Annotated in this window: 9 protein-coding genes; all 9 read left to right on the top strand. The window is 43.9% G+C overall.

The window, feature by feature from the left end:
* The first annotated feature begins 88 nt into the window (after positions 1-88).
* The 9 genes from MFF31_RS04920 to MFF31_RS04880 are packed head-to-tail and all read left to right on the top strand — an operon-like array spanning position 89 to position 19683.
* Positions 89-1333, top strand: coding sequence for a macrolide family glycosyltransferase (locus MFF31_RS04920; protein WP_238186991.1), 1245 nt, complete (start codon positions 89-91; stop codon positions 1331-1333).
* Positions 1326-4433, top strand: a complete 3108-nt coding sequence (locus tag MFF31_RS04915) for a cyclic peptide export ABC transporter (RefSeq protein ID WP_238186990.1) — start codon at positions 1326-1328, stop codon at positions 4431-4433. The genes MFF31_RS04920 and MFF31_RS04915 overlap by 8 nt, the downstream gene beginning before the upstream one ends.
* 47 nt (positions 4434-4480) lie before the next feature.
* On the top strand, positions 4481-8305 hold the full coding sequence (locus MFF31_RS04910) for a non-ribosomal peptide synthetase (RefSeq protein WP_238186989.1): 3825 nt from the start codon (positions 4481-4483) through the stop codon (positions 8303-8305).
* 16 nt (positions 8306-8321) lie between these two features.
* Positions 8322-9599, top strand: a complete 1278-nt coding sequence (gene fabD, locus MFF31_RS04905; RefSeq protein WP_238186988.1) for an ACP S-malonyltransferase — start codon at positions 8322-8324, stop codon at positions 9597-9599.
* A gap of 36 nt (positions 9600-9635) precedes the next feature.
* Positions 9636-13634: a type I polyketide synthase gene (locus MFF31_RS04900; RefSeq protein ID WP_238186987.1), complete on the top strand. Its 3999-nt coding sequence runs from the start codon at positions 9636-9638 to the stop codon at positions 13632-13634.
* Positions 13627-17106, top strand: coding sequence for a beta-ketoacyl synthase N-terminal-like domain-containing protein (locus tag MFF31_RS04895; protein WP_238186986.1), 3480 nt, complete (start codon positions 13627-13629; stop codon positions 17104-17106). Before MFF31_RS04900 ends, MFF31_RS04895 begins: the two co-directional genes overlap by 8 nt.
* A gap of 11 nt (positions 17107-17117) precedes the next feature.
* Positions 17118-17387, top strand: coding sequence for an acyl carrier protein (locus MFF31_RS04890; protein WP_238186985.1), 270 nt, complete (start codon positions 17118-17120; stop codon positions 17385-17387).
* A 15-nt stretch (positions 17388-17402) separates the two neighbouring features.
* The gene (locus tag MFF31_RS04885; protein WP_238186984.1) at positions 17403-18545 is read left to right on the top strand and encodes a radical SAM/SPASM domain-containing protein; all 1143 of its coding nucleotides are present in this window, start codon (positions 17403-17405) and stop codon (positions 18543-18545) included.
* A 40-nt stretch (positions 18546-18585) separates the two neighbouring features.
* On the top strand, positions 18586-19683 hold the full coding sequence (locus MFF31_RS04880) for a BtrH N-terminal domain-containing protein (RefSeq protein WP_238186983.1): 1098 nt from the start codon (positions 18586-18588) through the stop codon (positions 19681-19683).
* Positions 19684-19696 lie beyond the last annotated feature (13 nt).

Here is a 19696-nt window from a genome sequence, read left to right as displayed (position 1 = left end):
TGCTGCTAGCGTCGTTAATTGTATTAATTATACGTGGTATTGATACGTAATTGTTTCACATCCGAGTTATCAATGGAGGTCGTTTTGTATGTCCAGAGTGGTATTTTTCGGGATAGATTTGCACGGACATGTAAACCCAACGCTTGGATTAATTCATAGGCTAATCGAGAAGGGCGAAGAGGTCACTTATTATAGTAATGATTCTTTTCGAGCAAAGATCGAAGGGACCGGTGCGACGTTCCGCAGTTATAGAGATCTGTTTAGTTTCGGAAGGCATATTGGAACCGGCGTGGAGACGATGATTGTGCTCGCCGATTTTCTCATGAATAAGTGCCGAATATTGGTGGATGCGCTACATGATGAAGTCGCTCAATTAAGACCTGATTATATTATTCATGATACATTTTGCCCTTGGGGGAAAGAGCTTGCAGCTAAGCTCAATATTCCGGGTATCGCGGTCTTCGCGAATTTTCCTTTTATTGATGAGATGGCGAAAAAGGACCCTGCGTTTTTTATGGAATATGTACTTCTTGCCGCAGATGATCCCCTCTATATCAAATATAAGGGTCAACACGATGTATATCGTAAGTTGTTGGACAAGCTGTCACGTGTAATTGCTCTCAAATACGGAAATCGGGAAGTTAATGTCATGAATGATATATTTTGCAGCAAAGAAAAACTGAATCTCGTATTTACGTCCCGTGAATTTCAAATTCATGAGGAAACCTTTGACGATACTCATCGGTTTGTAGGTTATGAGATTTATCCAAGAGTTGAGCCTTATGATTTCCCGTTTGAGCAATTGAATGGCAGACCGTTGATTTACATTGCTTTTGGAACGATCCTTCATAATTTGTCTGAGCTTTATCAAGCTTGCTTTGACGCTTTAGGCGACACCGATTATCAGGTGGTGATGTCGTTAGGTATTGGGACTGATGAGTCGCTCTATACTACGGTTCCTGATAACTTTATCGTTCGACCCTATGTGCCTCAATTAAAGCTATTAAGTATGGCAGATGTGTTTATTACTCATGGCGGGGCTAATAGTGTCTACGAATCAGTATGCAACAGTGTACCGATGTTAGTGATACCGCAAGTGTTTGACGAGTTTATGGGTGCAATGATGGTAGAGCGATCGGGTACGGGAATCTTTATGAGAACGAATGCACCAAATAGAGAGGAGCTGCAAGAATCAATTAGGCAGCTAATAACGAATCCACAATACAAACAAAATTGCAGATACATAAAGCAATCCTTTGAAGCGACGGGCGGTATTGATTATGCAGTAAATGAGATTATTCAATTTGCGAAGCAGAAGGTGTGCCATGAATAACATAGGAAAGCTGTTAATGTTCGTAGGTTTAATCGTTTCCTTGTTTATGTCTTCAAGTGGAAGTATAGCAGCAGCGTCAACAATAGGTTTGGCAGCAGATAGCGATATTGATGCTTATATCGAAGAAATGATGGATAAATCGAAAATACCGGGAATGTCCGTTGTTATTATAAAGGGCAACGAAACGGTCTATCAAAAGGGATTCGGTTTTTCAGATGTCAAAAAAGGGATACCTGTACGACCAGAAACGCTATTTGAGCTTGGCTCGACAAGTAAGGCTTATACCGGGTTAGCGGTACTTCAGCTAGAAGAACAAGGGCTCTTGAAGCTAGATGATTTAGCAACGAAGTATCTCCCTTGGTTTGAGACCACATACAAGGGTGAGACTGCTGATATTCAATTAAAACATCTTCTTCATCATACAAGCGGCATCCCCTTTCATAGTATTGGGGATATCCCCGTAGCAGAAGATGACGGGGCGCTTGAAACGACGGTTCGCACACAGATTGGGCAAAAGCTTGATCACAAGCCGGGCGAAAAATATAGTTATGCAACGATAAATTACGATGTTCTTGCTCTTATTATTGAGACTGTCTCTGGCATGTCATATGAGGAATACGTGCAGAAACAGGTGCTGGCACCACTAAATTTAGGGCAAACGTATATGTTCCATAAAGACGCAGCTCTTGGAGAGATGGCTGTGGGCTATAAGTTTCGCATGTTAAGACCAGCCCCATACGATGCTCCTATTTATAGGGGGAATACGGCCGCAGGCTATATTATTGCGAACTCGCAAGATGTAGCTAAGTGGTTGCAAATTCAGTTAGGTTCGGTTCCGGAAGCACAAAGCTTCGATAAATGGATTGAGCAATCCCATAACCCGGACCGTTCCGTAGCACCTGGTAGCGATGGTTCATCCTATGCGGCAGGTTGGAGTGTTTATCAGGATGGGACAGGGATGATCGCGCATGCTGGAGGTAATCCCAATTATTCGACTTATTTCGTTATTCGTCCGAGCGACGGTTATGGTGTAGCTGTCCTTGCGAATATGAACTCCCCTTATTCTGGTACAACAGCACAGGGCATTATGAATTTGCTAACGGGTGAAAAGGTGCCAGAACCTGTAAGTGATATGTACAAGAGTCTTGATTCTATCTCGACGGTAGTTCTTCTCTTAACACTGCCAGTAGTGCTGTTAGTTTTATGGCTGACAAGTAAAGCAGTCTGGCAGGCGCTCAAAGGTAGACGAACCTATGTGGGGCGACACGCTACAACGATTACTGGATTGGCAATATTTTTAGCGTTTATGGCGGGACTTGCTTATTGCTTATATCAAATACCTGACACGCTCTTTTGGGGATTAAATTGGTCGTTCGTTCAGGTCTGGGCCCCAAGCACACTGCCATATGCCGTAATTACTTTGTATGCAACGATTGTGTTGTTTGGACTGTACTTCCTATTCACGACCGTATTTCCGAAACCTGATGATCGCTCCTTCTTTGCAATTGTATTGCTTAGTGTGGCTAGTGGATTTGGTAATGCCCTCATTATTTTTATCGTTAATGAAACGTTGAATCGGGGTATCGAACAGTTCCAGAGCGGTATGCTTATCTTTTTTGTGCTTGGAATAGCAATCTATGCGTTCGGACAAAAGCTAGTCCGTACTCGGCTAGTCCGGATTGCAAATGACATGGTGTATGAGAAGCGAATGGAGCTGCTTGGGAAAATATTGAACACGTCGTATCAGAAAATAGAAGGAGTAGAGAATGGTAAAATTCCTGCCTCCCTTAATAACGATACGGAGGCGATAAGCGGATTCTCGAACATCGTAATTACGGGTGCAACGAGTGCCGTTACGTTAATCAGTTGTTTTGTGTACATGGGAATGATCAGTTTAGTGGGCGTGCTAATGGCGGTTGGATTTATTGTAGTAGCTGCTGGCATCCACTATTTCACGGGACTTAAAGCAAATAAGCTTTGGGAGCAAACTCGTGATATTCAAAACGTATTTTTCCGATTTATTAGTGACTTAACAGGTGGATTTAAAGAGCTGAGCCTAAACAAAAACAAACGTCAAGAATTTCAGCAGGATATGGGAGAGAATTGCCATACCTACCGCGAGAAACGAGTTGGGGGCGATCTTAAATTTGCTAATGTTAATGTAATCGGGGAACTGCTGTTTACTTTTGTCATCGGTGCAGTCGTCTTTCTGTTTCCATTGTTGTTCAGTGACCTGAAGGTAAGTACACTACGCAATTATGTATTCGTCCTTCTATATATGACTGGTCCGGTACACGGCATATTGGGAACGATCCCTAATATATTCCGCGTGAGAATCAGTTGGAAACGTATTAATGAATTGTCGAAAGAGCTGGATTCGATTCAAGAAGCCGAGAAACAAGCAGCACCTAGCCTCGAAGTGTTGGAGCAAATGGAGCTTAAGCTGCAAGCAGTTGAATATCACTATGGGAAAAGTGAAGGCGAGAGTTTTGGTGTAGGACCTATCGATTGTTCATTCCGATCAGGAGAGATCACCTTTATTACAGGCGGCAACGGAAGTGGTAAATCGACGTTAGCGAAGTTAATTACAGGTCTTTATGCTCCTGAGCAAGGTAGTATAAGCGTTAACGGCAACCCTGTTTCTATGCGTGAGCTGAGTGAACAGTTTTCCGCGATATTTAGTGATTTTTATTTGTTCGATAAGCTATATGGTGTTCCTTATACGACCAAGGAGGCAGAGATTTCCCATTATCTTAACGTGCTTCATCTGCAGGATAAAGTGGAAATACAGGATGGTAAGTTAAACACAACAAAACTGTCTACAGGTCAGCGAAAGCGGCTAGCGCTATTAATTAGTTATTTGGAAGATCGACCAATTTGCTTGTTTGATGAATGGGCAGCGGATCAAGATCCAGAGTACCGGGCATTTTTCTATAACAGCTTGCTGCCTGAGTTGAAGCAGAGGGGTAAATGTATTATCGCAATTACGCATGATGATCGTTATTTCGATCTGGCTGATCAGGTTATTAAGATGGAACTCGGCAAGGTCGTACAAGTGTTGCAAAACGAAGAGAACAGCGAGCTAATCTATTCAAAATAAAATAGAGATCGTTCATTTTATGAGCTTGGAGGAGAGGAGGAGGCTGTATGAAGCAGAACCATTCTAACCAGTTGGATAAGAACAATGTGGAGGATATGTTGGCATTAACTCCGATGCAAGAGGGCTTGTTATTTCATCATAGGAGTGACAAGGGAAGAGGGTATTATACGCAGCAATTTTCGGCACGATTGTCAGGTGAATGTTCTGTCGAAACATTTAGACAAGCATGGCAAATCGTTGCCAAGGCGAATGATGTTCTACGAACGGTTTATCGATGGGAGAAACTTGATAATCCCCTTCAAATCGTTCTCAGAGAGCGGGAAATACCGATTTCCATCCATAATTATTCCAATGATTCGACCGAGCAAGCCGAGACACGACTTGTGGAGCTCAAACGGCAAGATCGCACCCGGGAGCTCAATCTTGAGGTTTCGCCAATTCGCATCACGTTATGTCAGCTTGGCAATGCGACGAGCGAAATGATCATTACATGGCATCATATTTTGTTTGATGGCTGGAGCAATGGGATTTTAATTAAGGAGTTTATGCAAACGTATCAAGCACTATCAGAAGAGAAGCCTGTACCGCTCAGAGGTGCTGCGAAAACGGCATTTAAACATTTTGTGCGGCTGCAACAGCTTCAAGATAAGGAAGAGCACCAACGTTTTTGGGAGCGGGAGCTAGCCGGGTGGCAGGAGCGCAGCCGATTGACGGAGCAGCTGCTGGAGCTGCCGCTTGCGCAGGATGATGGAGTTGCAGGAGCGCGCCATACAATCATAATTTCTGCCACGGAGGCAGAGGAAATGAATCGCTTTACAAATGACCATGGAATAACAATCGCTGCTTTTATGTATACTGCTTGGGGAATATTGCTGGGACGTTACTGCCGAGTAGAAGATGTGCTGTTCGGAACTACGGTATCTGGCAGAACGCCCGAACTTCATGGGATGGAAGAAATGATCGGATTGTTTATCAATACGATTCCGCTGCGGATGTGCTGGAAGCCGGACGATACGGTTCATCAGATTGTTAAGGCTGTTAACGAACAATTGAAACGTAGAGTTGATTTTGAATTAACGCCGTTAATTGACATTAGCACCTATAGCGGGGCTGATCATTACGAGCCGTTATTTAATACGATTGTAGTTGTTGAGAATTATCCGTTAGATAAAGGAATCGGGCAAACAGACCAGTTGCAGATCGCGCATTATGAGATGGAAGAGGCAACACATTATGGAATGACAATAGGCATTAATCTACTGGGATCTGGAGAGATTGAGCTGGATTTTGCTTATGATGCAGGCAGCTTCACTCAAGCAATGGTAGCGAGGTTAGCAGGCCACTATGCAGAGGTCCTCAGGCAATTGTGCAGGAGTGCTGAGCTGCTCATAAGCGAGATTGGACTATTAACAGAGGCAGAGCGAGAGCAACTATTGTATTCGTTTAATCAAAAGCAGTCTCCTAAACAAATGCCGGAGCAGGCAGTTTTAGATACGGTAAAACTGCGATTTGAACGACAGGCAGAACAATCTCCGAATGAAATTGCAATGATTTGTAGTAATAGAAACTATACTTTTGCTCAAATAAATACGGCTGCAAATCGGCTGGCGCATCAATTGAGAGCACTAGGCGTCCAAGTCAATGAGCCTGTAGCAATCTATATTGACGAGCCAGAAAAGATTTTCATTGCGATGTTGGCAGTGCTTAAGTCGGGCGCTGCATATGTACCTATCGACTATGATTATGCTCCAGGTCGCATCAATCAAATGCTGCAAGATTGCAAAGCGAACATTTTAGTGACCATGGGAAAGCTATTGCCTGATTCAATTTCATTTGGCGGCACGATAGTGAACATTAATGAGGGATTGTTGCTACTAGATTCGACGGAATCGAACGAATCGCTCAACTTGCCTCCTATCCATAAGTCCAATGATGCAGCTTATATTTTATACACATCGGGCTCGACAGGTACTCCCAAAGGAGTCGTTGTAGAACATCGCAATATGGTTGCTTACGTGGATGCATTCCAACATGAGTTCCAGTTGACTAGCAAGGATATCTTTCTGCAACAAGCTTCTTGCTCCTTCGACCAATTTGTAGAGGAAGTATTTCCGGTGCTGCTAGCAGGAGGTCAAGTTGTTATTACACGCAAGACGGACGTAATTGACTTGCCGAAGCTTGTTCAGCTCATCGATCATTATGAAATTACGATCGTTTCCGTCTCGCCATTGCTACTGAATGAGCTTAATAAAGAGAACGGGATGGCAAGTGTGAGAACTTTTATTAGTGGAGGCGACGTGTTAAAGCCAGAATATATATCAGCATTACTAGATAGAGCTGATGTCTATAATACGTATGGCCCCACAGAAGCAACGGTTTGCGCAACTTACCATCGATGCATCGCTAATTCGTCACGAAACAGCATTCCGATAGGCAAGCCAATTTTAAACTATCGTGTCTATGTACTTGATCCCTATGGACATCCGCTGCCAGTTGGCGTTTCAGGGGAGATTTGTATCGCTGGAGCGGGTGTAGCCCGTGGTTACTTGAACAGACCAGAACTGACAGCTCAGCAATTCAGTAAAGATCCGTGTTATGCGGATGAACGAATGTATCGAACGGGAGATATCGGAGTTTGGCTGCAGGATGGAAGCTTGCAGTATGTGGGAAGAAATGATCAGCAGGTGAAAATTCGAGGCTACCGCATTGAGCTGGGTGATATTGAGCATCGATTGCTTAATCATGAAGCGATAGACGAGGCAATTGTACTTGCACATGAAGATGAACACGGCATGATGCAATTGGTCGCTTATGTGAAAACAAATCGCGATGTAACCGGCTATGAACTGAGTCATGAGTTAGCTGGCAGTTTACCGCCCTATATGATACCAGCTGTATTTTATGGGATAGATATTGTTCCTAAGACATCTAACGGCAAGCTGGATCGCAGAGCTTTGAAGCTCTTTACAAATCGATTAGCTAGTCATGTGCAATCATCGATCAAAGATAGCGATGTTAGTGAGACGGAGAACAACATTCGGCGTGTATGGAGAGAGGTGCTGAAAGCGGAAGATGTGGGGCTCCATGACCATTTCTTTGACCTTGGTGGCAATTCCATTCTGCTGATGCGGCTTCATGCCAAATTAGAGAAGGAATTTGCATGGGGGCTTCAAATCGTTGATCTCTTCACCTATACGACGATTGCTAGATTAGCAGAATGGGTAGATGAGAAGCAAAGAGAGACTGAGAGTGTGGGTCAGCCAGTATGGGGTAGTTATCAACAACTTCCACCAACATTTTTCCACCATCAGATGAATGGAAGCGGAATGGGAATTGTCAGCTTTCATCTTCAATCTCATTTGTACGAGCTGGTTGTTGCTGTTGCCGAGGAGAACGAAGTTGAATCGTTCGATGTGTTGTCGGGTATGATGCTGTATTTATTAAGTGAATGGAATGAGGAGCCTCGCGTATCGATTCAATGTTTGGTAGAAGGAGGAGAGCAGGTAGTTCCAATAATGGCAGATTTGCATGCGATCAAAGGCTTTGAACAACTTTTTCAATATGTGCACACAGCGCAAAAAAGTGAGGAAACAAGTCGTTATGCTATTCGTCGAATACACGCATATAAGCATACAAAAGAAGAAAACGATGTTCTGCCATTAATCTACCGAGAACTTGATTTAGAGCTCGATGCGCATTGGTTGGAAGCTTATGATATCGCTTGGGGCATAGAGGATCAGGTTGATGAAGATCAATTTGCTATATCGATCAAATACAACGATAGACGTATAAAAAAGGAAGCTATTCATACGCTTGTGGGTGGATATGTCGATCTGCTTGGTCAAATGGCGAAAAGCCGTGTGATGGTGTGAGAGGAGGAGGACGAAGATGAGAAAGTTGGCGCTTCTATTTCCAGGACAAGGTTCGCAATATGTCGGCATGGGCAAGGAATTAATCGAACGATCTGCAACAGCACGAACGGTGTTTGCTGAGGCTAATGAAGTGCTCGGGTTCGATTTGCAGGAGCTTATTGCGAAGGGCAGTTCTGATGAATTAATGCAAACCGAGAACGCACAACCAGCCCTGCTTACGGTAAGTGTCGCTGCATTCCGTGTATATATGGAGGAGATTGGATTAAAACCTGCTTATTCGGCGGGGCATAGTTTGGGTGAGTACTCAGCACTAACTTGTGCGGGAGCTATAACGTTTCAAGATGCACTGCTTCTTGTTAGACGCAGGGGTCAATTGATGCAGGAAGCTGCCGCAGAAGGAATCGGTGCAATGTGTGCAATTATAGGCAGTAAAGGGCAGCTTGTAGAAGAGGTATGTAAACGAGCATCATCTTCGGAGGATGAAGCAGCGGTTGTCGTTTCTAACTACAACAGCTCGGAGCAGCTCGTTATTTCCGGCCATTCCTTGGCTGTCGAGCGAGCCGCTCGTGAGCTAGAATCTGATGGAGCTAATATTGCGTTTCTAAAAGTGAGTGCACCTTTTCATAGTCCGCTCATGAAAACGGCTGCGGTACGGTTTCAAGAGGAGCTAGCTTCCTATACGTACCAACCATTGAAGTGGCCTGTATTGTCCAATGTTACAGGGAAGCCTTATGAATCTGCAGAGCAAATTGTCAGCCTTCTTACTGAGCAGTTAACAGCTCCAGTTCGATGGGATACCTCAATGAAGTTCTTGCTCGATCAGGGTGTTGCAGTTGCCGCTGAGATGGGGGCGAAGCAAGTTCTCACTAAATTTATGAAGACAGATGCTAAGTCTATCCTGTGTTATCCATATGAAAAAGCAGCCGATCTGGATATGCTGCGAAATGAACTGACAGCTGATAAGTTGGAGCAGGAACGTCGTCAAGCAACCAATAATGTGGTCACCAAATGTCTTGTTGCGGCTATTTGCACGAGAAACCGAAACTGGAATACGGAACAGTACGAGCAAGGTTTCATTACACCATACAGACGGGTCCAACAAATGCAAAAACAATTAGATGAGACTGGAGCTCCACCAACGGAGGCCCAGATGGAAGAAGCGTTAGAGCTACTGAAGCAGATGCTAGATACAAAGCAAGTACCAGAAGGAGAGCAGCAAGAACGATTTGCCGATATTTTACAGCAGACGGGTACAACGGCACAATTTCCAGCCTACTTAAGTACATGTGTTTAGTTGGTTCATACTTGATGATGTATGGAGGTGATCGGGGTGGATTTTCAATCAATCAAGTTAAATCGTAAGCCTGCCGCTGCGCTTGAAGATGTTGCCTTTGATACTGTACCCAGTCAAGATATCGCAATTATCGGAATAGCGGTAAAGCTTCCACTAGCCGATACGTTGGATCAATTTGCTATAAATCTAAAGACGGGAAGGGACTGTGTCAGATCGATTCCGCAATTGCGGAAACAGGATACAGATTCGCACTTCAAACAACTTGGTAGAGACCCTAAGGAGTTAGTTTATGGAGAAGCCGCTTATCTCGATGAAATTGACAAGTTTGATTACTCATTCTTTAAGTTATCGCCAAAAGAGGCCAGTCTCCTCGACCCGAATCAGCGACTATTTCTACAGACAGCATGGAGTGCTATCGAAGATGCAGGTTACGGTGGAGGAAAGCTTGGTGGGAGTCGAACAGGCGTTTATCTCGGGTATGGATCGGATGCCGATTACTTGAAGCTTATCCGTCAAGCTGAGCCAGAATCAGTGTCGATGTCGATGACAGGAAATGTTCGTCCAATTATCGCCAGTCGATTATCATATCTGATGGACTTAAAGGGACCTAGCTTGCTTGTGGATACGACATGCTCCTCATCTCTTGTAGCTGTTCATCTTGCATGTCAGGCAATTCGTAACGGCGAGTGTGATTCTGCGATTGTTGGAGGTATTCAACTTCATCTGATTCCCGTTCGGGAGTATGAAGTCGGAATAGAATCATCGACATCACGAGCGCGGACATTTGATGATGGTGCTGATGGTACGGGTACTGGTGAAGGTGTCGTAGCGATCATGTTGAAGCCTTTGGATCAAGCGATTGCAGCTCGTGACAACATCTATGCGGTCATCAAGTCGAGTGCGGTGAATCAGGACGGCGGATCTGCGGGAATAACAGCTCCGAATGCGGAAGCGCAGGAGGCAGTTATCGTTGATGCGTGGAAGCGGGGGGATATTAATCCCGAGACTATCGGATACATTGAAACCCATGGAACAGCGACAAAGCTGGGAGATCCAATTGAGGTTAAAGGTTTGGAGCGGGCGTTCCGGAAGTTTACCGATAAACGTCAATTTTGTGCAATCGGGGCACTGAAAAGCAATATCGGACATTTAGACAATACAGCGGGTATCGCTGGTTTACTAAAGGCGGTAATGTCCCTAAAGCATAAATGTATTTATCCGACATTGCATATGGATAGACCAAATAGAGTAATCGAGTTTGAGTATTCACCCCTTTATGTGAGCGATAAGTTGATGGAATGGGAGGCTGGTGAATCTCCCCGCAGATGTGGAGTAAGCTCTTTCGGCATAAGTGGTACAAATTGCCATGTTGTTTTGGAGGAGGCTCCACCGGAACGGAAGACTAGGAAGAGTAGTCCAGACGAATACCGGTTGTTTGTTTTATCGGCACAGTCGGAGTCGGCATTACAAGCTTATGTGGACTCAAGTATGGACTACTTACAGCATAATTTATCGATTGACTTCGGTGATCTATGTTTTTCATTAAGCACAGGCAGGGGTCATTATCGATATCGAATCGCTATAGCAGCACAACATGTAGAGGAAGCTTTGGCCGAGCTTAACAGATTCAAAAAATTAGGTTTCACAGCCTGCTCAGATGAATCCAATGATACTAGCTCTCTCTATGTGGGCAATGCAGATCGTCCCAACTTGCAGGTGGAAGTGATACGTTCTGATGCCGATTCTGCATTAGCTGCGTTTACTCAATCTGATAAATGTGATCGACAACTCTGCTTAGAATTAGGCAAGCTGTATGTGCAGGGTGCTACCTACAACTGGGAGCGATTATACAAACAAGAGCGAAGGAGACGTGTCAGCTTTCCAACGTACCCTTTCGATCGATATCGTTGCTGGGTTAAGCCAAGCGATGTTAGGTCAAATGAAAATGCTGGACATGAGGGACTTGCGGCCAATCGTAGGGATGAACAGACGGTTTCTGATATTCATCAACGTAGTCAGAGCAGTTTCTACCATCAAAGAAAGTGGTGTCCTGAACCGCTCGCGAGCAGCAATCGCAGAAGCTGGGAACGTCAAGGAGTCTTGATTTTTCATGATGAGCACATAGCGGCGAGTGCATTAATTCGTCAATGGGGCGATTCAGGGGCTACCGTTATCGCTGTTGTTATGGGTGAACATTATGAGCGTATTAACGATTTAACGTATATTATCCGGGACGAGCCAGGCGATTATGAGCAATTATTGCTAGATACAGCTAATGTCTCCGTTCATCACATTATCGATTTACGCTTTATGTCCATACGGGCAGAAGCGGAGAACTTGGCGGGACATAAACAAAGTCTTGAGCAATCGATTTATAAATTTTATCGTTTGGCACATGCGTTAACGCGCAGGACAGGCAGTGAGTCGATAGAAATGACCATTGTATCTTCATATGGAGATGAGGTTATCCACGATCAAGCTCGAGTACAGCCTGAGCAATACGCAATGATCGGATTAAGTAAAGCCATCGGCTGGGAAAATCCGCACATCCGTATTCGCTGGATTGATCTGGACGAACAAACTGATTCTGCGCAGGTTATATGGTCAGAACTTGAAGTTCCAGCTAACGACTACTGGATCGCTTATCGTCAAGGAACTCGTTATTTAGAGCGAGTAGATGAGTTGCAAGTGGAAGAGCAACGACAAGACAACAGGTTAGTGGAATACGGCAATGAGGGTGTTTATGTGATTACGGGTGGACTTGGCAGTATTGGTCTCCTTATAGCGGAACACTTTGTTAAAGAGGCAAAGGATGGCATTAATATTGCCCTAATGGGAAGATCGGTGCTGCCGCCGGAAGAACAGTGGTCTGACCTTGTGAATAGCAATCTGGACAAAAGAATCATCCGTGCGATACGTGCCATTAGAGGTATGAAAGAATTAGGTGCAAATGTTGAAGTCATCGCTGCGGATACGTCAAATGAAGAGCAGCTAAGTGCGGCGTTAACAGAACTGCGGCAGAGATACAGTCGAATTGCTGGTATCGTTCATGCTGCTGGAGTCGCTGAGGGGAACGTAATGAACCGTTTGTTATCGGACGAGCTTCGAGCAGTAATCACTGCAAAAACGACAGGCACATGGCTTCTGGATCACCTTACACGGGAGGATCAACCTGATTTCTTTGTATTATTCTCATCAGCGATAACGCTTATAGGTGGGATTGGATCAGGTCCGTATACAGCAGGAAATGCCTATTTAGATGGTTATTCGGCCTATCGGAATCGGCTTGGCTTGCCAACTCTTACAATTAACTGGCCTGCATGGGAGGATAGTGATGTTGCTGGGAATACCGATGTTGATGAATCTAAGGAGATGTTCTATTTGATGTCTGCGGAGCAAGGAATACGAGCATTTCAACTGCTGTTAAAAACAGTTGACTCGCAGCCCTTGCGACAAGTATTCGTAGGTAACTGGAATCATAAAAGTCATCTGTTCGCATTGGGAGAGTTATTGCCATTCCGCCAATCCGAGCAACTTCAACAAGCTCATACAAGCTCGCTCTATTCTACGAAGAGTAAGTCAACAGGAGAAGAAGCTACCGCTGCTAAGCTAGCAAAGGAAACTGCAAGCACAGTAAATCCAGTAGCTGGCACACACGACGAAATTGAACAAGTGGTAACAAAAGCTTGGAAGTTAGTACTTGGTTACGAAGAATTAGACATAAACGCTAATTTCTTCGAGATCGGAGGAGATTCCATCCTCATTACAAAAGTGCATCACTACATCGAAGAAGCTTTCCCTAGTCTAACAACGATTGCAGACCTTTTCTCTTATCCAACGATTGCACGTATGACTAGTCATCTCTTTTCTGTTGTTGCAAGTAGATTCGGTATTGAGAAGCCAGAGCCCGAATCGATGGAAGCTGATTCATTCGAGGAAGAGATTCTAGTAATGTTTACGCAAATGAAACGAGGCGATTTATCGATTGATGACGCAGTTGATCGATTTCACGAATTGGAGGTAGTTAATGGATAAATTAGCGAACCTTATTTTCGAGCAAGTTGCTGCGAGTCGCCTGGATGAGAAAGTGGCTTTGGAGTTGCTTCGAACGTTAAAGCAGCAAGGGGATTCACGGACGACGGACATCGCTATTATAGGGCTATCATTAAAAATGCCCGGTGCGACTAACGTTGAGGAGTTTTGGAATAACGTCGAACAAGGTCGTGATTGCACAGGTCCTTTCCCAGTAACCAGACAAGAGGACAGCGCAGCATTTATTCGTACGTTCACGCAGCTTAGTGAGGAACAAATTCACTTTAGTTATGGCGGGTATATGCAAGATGTAGATAAGTTCGATTATGCCTTTTTTAATCTATCACCGAAAGAGGCTGCTTTAATGGACCCGAATCAGCGGTTGTTTCTGCAAACTGCCTGGGAAGCCATTGAGGATGCTGGGTATGGTGGGAGACGAATACAAGGAAGTAACACAGGAGTTTATATCGGATATGCGGATTGGCCTGTATATGGCCAATATATAACGAAAAATCAACCTGCAGAGATCCCAATGGCAAGTACAGGGAACACGCCTTCCATTATGGCGGGACGAATCGCTTATTTACTAGATTTGCAAGGTCCTGCCTTGCTCATTGATACAGCTTGCTCGTCGTCACTTGTAGCTGTTCATTCTGCTTGCATGGCACTGCGAAATAAAGAGTGTGAGATGGCAATTGCGGGTGGAGTGAAGGTTTGTCTCATGCCAGTGGACGGCTTGTTCGAGATTGGCATTGAATCAACGAATAGACAAACGAGTGCATTCGATGATAGCTCGGATGGCACGGTGTGGGGAGAAGGGAGCGTTGCTCTGCTGCTCAAGCCGCTAAATCAAGCGATTCGAGATCGTGACCCGATTCATGCGGTTATCCGGGGCAGTGCGATGAATCAAGATGGAACATCGGTAGGACTGACGGCTCCAAATGCTGCATCTCAAGAAAAGCTGCTCATTCGAGCATGGCAGGACGCAGGAATTAATCCGGAAACGATTAGTTACATCGAGGCGCATGGTACGGGAACTAAGCTGGGAGATCCAATCGAGGTTGACGGTATGCGAAGGGCATTTCGCAATTACACGAATCAAACACAGTTTTGTGCAATTGGTTCTGTAAAAACAAACGTAGGGCATTTAGATGCAGCTTCGGGTGTTGCTGGGCTTGCGAAAGTGATTGCTGCACTCAAATATAAGAAGTTGCCGCCCACGCTACATTTTACAAAACCGAATCGAAGTATCCCTTTTGAAAGCTCGCCGCTTTATGTAAATGATCGTTTGGCAGAATGGGCAACAGATGAAGGAGTTCCTCGAAGATGTGGTGTCAGCTCATTTGGTTTCAGTGGTACGAACTGTCATCTCGTACTTGAAGAAGCTCCTGGGAGGTTGAAGGGTTTAGATCAAGACAGCAGGGATGGAGATGGACAACTCATCGTTTTATCTGCGAAGAGTAAGTCGTCCTTAGTACGACTCATACAGTCATATGTCGATCGATTGCCGTCACTTGAAGCAAACCTTGATGATCTTTGTTACACCGCCAACACGGGAAGAGGACAGTATAGCTATAGATTGGCCCTTATTGCTGGCAGCAAGTCCAGCTTACTGGACCAGTTGCTAGAGGTATTGGAGTCTGGCTTGCATTCTGTGGTAGAGAAAGGGATTTATTACGATGAACATCGAACAGCGAGCAGCCGAAAAGACGAACGAAAAAGGGGGGAATGGACATCTGAAGAGCTGAGAGCTCGAAGTAAAGCTTCACATGAATTAATTCTTCAGGCAGTTGATGCAGGTGGGAAACTCGAGCGCACTCAGCTTGAGCAGCTGGCTCAGCTTGTTGTACAAGGTGCAGAAGTAGATTGGACGCTGCTATATGAAGGGCATATCCGCTCGAAGCTGCATATCCCTGTTTACTCCTTTGAAGCAACACGATGCTGGATTGACTTTGGCGCTAATACGTATCATTCTCCCACAACATCAGTGACTGCCGCAAATCCCGGTGAGAGCAACTTAATTCCTTCATCGTCTTCAAATGACACTTCAATGAAACATACTCCTCGTCTGACAGGAAGAGCAGACGGTCGCTATTCCACCTTAGAAATACAGATATCAAAGTTATGGGAACAACTGCTTGGCGTTACGGAACTCGACTTGGATGATGATTTCTTCGAGCTTGGAGGAAATTCAATTCTAGCCATTCGCGTAGAGGTTGAGTTAGAGCAATCAGGTATTCAGTTTAGCTCGGAGCAGCTGTATCAAAGCCCGACGATTCGTGAAATAGCGGCATATGTGGAGCAATATTATAGTGAATCCACATCAGTAAAAGCTGAACGGGTAGAGCAACCGGATAGCGAGCAGTTTACATTGGATCAAGCAGCGGTTGCTAGCGAACAGCATAGCAGAACCTCCCTTGTCTTGGAGACTAATCAGGATCTGCCGAATCATGCGGAAGTTTTCATACTACCCCGCATAGAGCCATTTAACGATCTGTATTATCGAAATTGTTTTTATAACTCCTTTTTCCCAGTAGTTAACCATTTTGGAGGGGGTATTCTCCCATTTCTCCTGAATGATTTAATTGTATTTCACCATTCGGGATTAGAGGATTCTAGCGGATATGAGCTTTGCTACAGAGAAGTTCAGCCACTTGAGTCTCTATTCTCGCAATTAAATCTTATCGTTCAAACGAATTATGGCTTCGATGATCTAACGGATGAGCTTATACAAAGTATTCGTCAAGGTAATCCCGTCATCGTGTGGATAGATATCTACTATGTGCCAATGCGCAAAGATGCTTACATGAAGCAACATGTGGATCATACTTTGCTCATCTATGGTTATGATGAGCAGAATCGATTGTTCTATATGCTAGAGCATGATCGCCGTGAAAATCTGTCATATAAGCCTTGCACGATTGGGTTTGATGATCTAGTTCGGGCTTGTCAAGGGTTCCAAGAACATTATCAAGAGATGGAGCACAGAGCTGCATCTTACGTTATTTCACACAATAGCGATGCAGATCGTTGGCGTCTTGATTTGCCTGAGCTTAAGGGGATATTCGCGCGCAACTTGCTTAACAACCTCCATAGTTTAAACGAAAGTATGGAGGTGTTGAAACAGTTTGTGAAATGGATCAAACATATCAGTTCGACAGAAGATTGTTTAAAACAGAATGTTGGGATGCTTGTCGATACATTGAATCAAATGTTAATGGCCAAACAAGTGGAAGGTTATCGCATAACGGCTCTTTATGGAGTGGATGCAGAGATTCTTGTTGCACATCGTGAATGTGTAGATCACTGGGAAACGATTCGGAAAGGAATCGTCCGCTTTTTCTATGTACCGACCTATCAGATTGATAGGATCGAGGCTATTCATGCTAGATTAGACCGATTATTAGCGGCTGAAGAAAGGTTTCTAGCTGCAATGATCAATCAGCTTCAATTAACGTTAACTCACAACTATTAGGAGGAATAAACATGATAATCGAAACGAAGGACGAATTAACAATGAAAGTTATTGAACTGCTGAAGGATAATGTCGATGATCCATCTGAACTTGATCAATGCGGGCTAGACGATGATTTATCGGCACTTGGTATCAACTCAATGACGTTTATTAAGCTGGTTATTGCTACAGAAATGGAATTTGGTGTTTCTTGGAGCGATGAGGATCTTGATTTCCGCAATTTCAACTCGATCAATCAAATTGTTAGCTATATCCATTTAAACCAAGAAGATGACCAATAGAAGGGGGATGCTTTCATGTTAACAAGAGCAGGAAAACTTGGAGGAACCGCATTAGAGGAGCATGTTAAGAACTTGGTGCCAACAATTAAACAGCTCACATTATACCCATCAGAGTTATGTAATTATCGTTGCAACTTTTGTCATATATGGGGTGAGACAGGTTGGGCGCTCAAAGAACCTCAACGTGCTATCCGTGAGCAGCTTGATATTGATGTATTAAAGAAGTTTCTTGACGATGTCACTGCAGTAAATAAAAATCTCGGGGTCATTATTACTGGCGGAGAGCCAATGTTGTACAAACATTTTACGGAACTTGTGGAGCATCTTCGGAAGCGTAAAGCGAATATTTATTTGCTGACCAATGGATCATTAATTAAAAAACGTATCGAGTTTATTATGGAAAATATTGTAGCGATGAATATTTCCATTGATGGGCCAGAAGAGTACCATGATGCAATTCGGGGTAAGGGCAGCTTCCAAATCATTTGCGAAAATATCGAAGCGTTGCTAGCAGAGAAACGTAAACGGAAAAAGAGACTCCCATTTATTAATATTACGATGGTGCTCTCTCCAAGCAATTACCTTAGCATCAAGGAGTTTATGAGTGCGCTTCGAGAACGATTCAAAGATGCAGAGGTGCTCCTGCATGACTCTCGTAATCCATGGGCAAAGCGTCGTGACTTGTCCGTGAATTTAGCTCCACTGTTATTTACAACACCAGAAAGAGGTCGTGCTTATGCGACTCAGATGAAGCATGATTTGGACTGCGATGTTTCGCCAGCATGGCAAGGTTTCGCTGAAGATTCAATCCAGGTAGATACACTGCTCTTGAAGAAGGAACTGGAAGAGTTGTGGGCAGCTGAAGGGATGGATGCCTCCCACTTTGTGGACATACACGATTATTATACGGATATCGAAAATGTATTCGGTCGTACTAAATGTGTGGCACCTTGGCATGAGATGATCATACGCCGCACAGGTGATGTGTATCCATGCGTTGATCTACCAGACTATAAGTATGGCAACATATATGAGAATTCATTTGCGGATATGTGGGAGGGCGAGCGTGCAACCAAGTTCCGTGATTATTTGAGAACGACCAACTTGATGATGTGCAACCGCTGCACACGAATGTTTGCAGATCCTGAGTCCTATTAATCGACTACAATAGTCATCAACAAAAATGGAGGTCAGTTTCATGACAATCGTTGAAGTGGAATCCGCACTGGTTGATCAATCGAAGAGAAGTGTAAAATTGCCATTTGCGATGCCGCAAGTGTACGGTTTTTTGGGTCATGCCTATGTGCTCGGTATACTTCAGCCCTACGAATATGCGCAGCCATGGATACACACCAGCTATATTCAACTTTTTTTATCCAAGCACTACTTAAATGATTTTCAGGAATATCGTCTTGATTTTTACCCGGATTTAATGATCGCCTACGGTAATATGCCATGGCTGCGCTATAGACAATTTGATAAAGCAATGATTAAGCAGCTTAATATCGATATTCACCATTACCTTATTATGCAGTTAGAGCGCAAGTATTATGTTGTGACGTATGTGGATGAATACTATATTCACAATACAATTTGCTATCAGCAAAACCATTATGTCCATGATATTTTCATCTACGGGTATGATTTGGATCGGCAAGTGTATCATGTTGCTTTATTTGATAAAAATCGTCAGTTTTCTATGCAGGAGATCTCTTTTGAGCAATTTTATCAAGCCTATTCATCAGAGATCGCTCAATCACACAAGTTAATAAGCTCATGCAGTAGGGTGGAGCCTGTCGATTACAATGAAACGAAATACGGTTCAGGGGCGGGGAAATTTGAATTTGATTTGAAGCTTATTATCGAAGTATTACAAGATTATTTAGAAGGAAGAAACACGACCGAGCGTCTCAAGCTGCAACAGCATCCAATGGAAGGTTATTTCGGTGTTGAGATATACGCTAAGCTGCACGATTTTGTAACTCGTATCATGGATGGTGTACAAAACTTTGATGTTAGACCGTTTCATATTTTGTGGGAGCACAAAAAAATGATGGTCGCAAGGATTCAATATTTGCAGCAGTTAGGTCATCTTTCGAAGGAAACGACATTACTAGCCGAGTTTACGCAACTGGAGAAAAAAGCGTATACCCAGCGAAATATAATGCTCAAAAGTTATATGAGCGACAATAGAACGGTACTCCAATCACTTCCAAATTTGATGCAAGAGATGCAAAATGACGAACAGATTGCGATCCAGAAGTTAATTGAGGAGCTTCAGCAATCGAAATTTTAGCAGGAAAGGAAGG

Origin of the sequence: Paenibacillus sp. L3-i20 (assembly GCF_022180385.2) — a bacterium.
Lineage (GTDB): Bacteria > Bacillota > Bacilli > Paenibacillales > Paenibacillaceae > Pristimantibacillus.
Note: the sequence above shows the minus strand (reverse complement) of the source record. Positions and strands in the feature narration are given on the sequence as shown.

What these genes read in the sequence shown, in the direction of transcription:
- MFF31_RS04880 (WP_238186983.1), top strand. Translation starts at nt 18,586, where the DNA reads ATGACAATCGTTGAAGTGGAATCCGCACTGGTTGATCAATCGAAGAGA.
- MFF31_RS04895 (WP_238186986.1), top strand. Translation starts at nt 13,627, where the DNA reads ATGGATAAATTAGCGAACCTTATTTTCGAGCAAGTTGCTGCGAGTCGC.
- fabD (WP_238186988.1), top strand. Translation starts at nt 8,322, where the DNA reads ATGAGAAAGTTGGCGCTTCTATTTCCAGGACAAGGTTCGCAATATGTC.
- MFF31_RS04915 (WP_238186990.1), top strand. Translation starts at nt 1,326, where the DNA reads ATGAATAACATAGGAAAGCTGTTAATGTTCGTAGGTTTAATCGTTTCC.
- MFF31_RS04890 (WP_238186985.1), top strand. Translation starts at nt 17,118, where the DNA reads ATGATAATCGAAACGAAGGACGAATTAACAATGAAAGTTATTGAACTG.
- MFF31_RS04910 (WP_238186989.1), top strand. Translation starts at nt 4,481, where the DNA reads ATGAAGCAGAACCATTCTAACCAGTTGGATAAGAACAATGTGGAGGAT.
- MFF31_RS04885 (WP_238186984.1), top strand. Translation starts at nt 17,403, where the DNA reads ATGTTAACAAGAGCAGGAAAACTTGGAGGAACCGCATTAGAGGAGCAT.
- MFF31_RS04920 (WP_238186991.1), top strand. Translation starts at nt 89, where the DNA reads ATGTCCAGAGTGGTATTTTTCGGGATAGATTTGCACGGACATGTAAAC.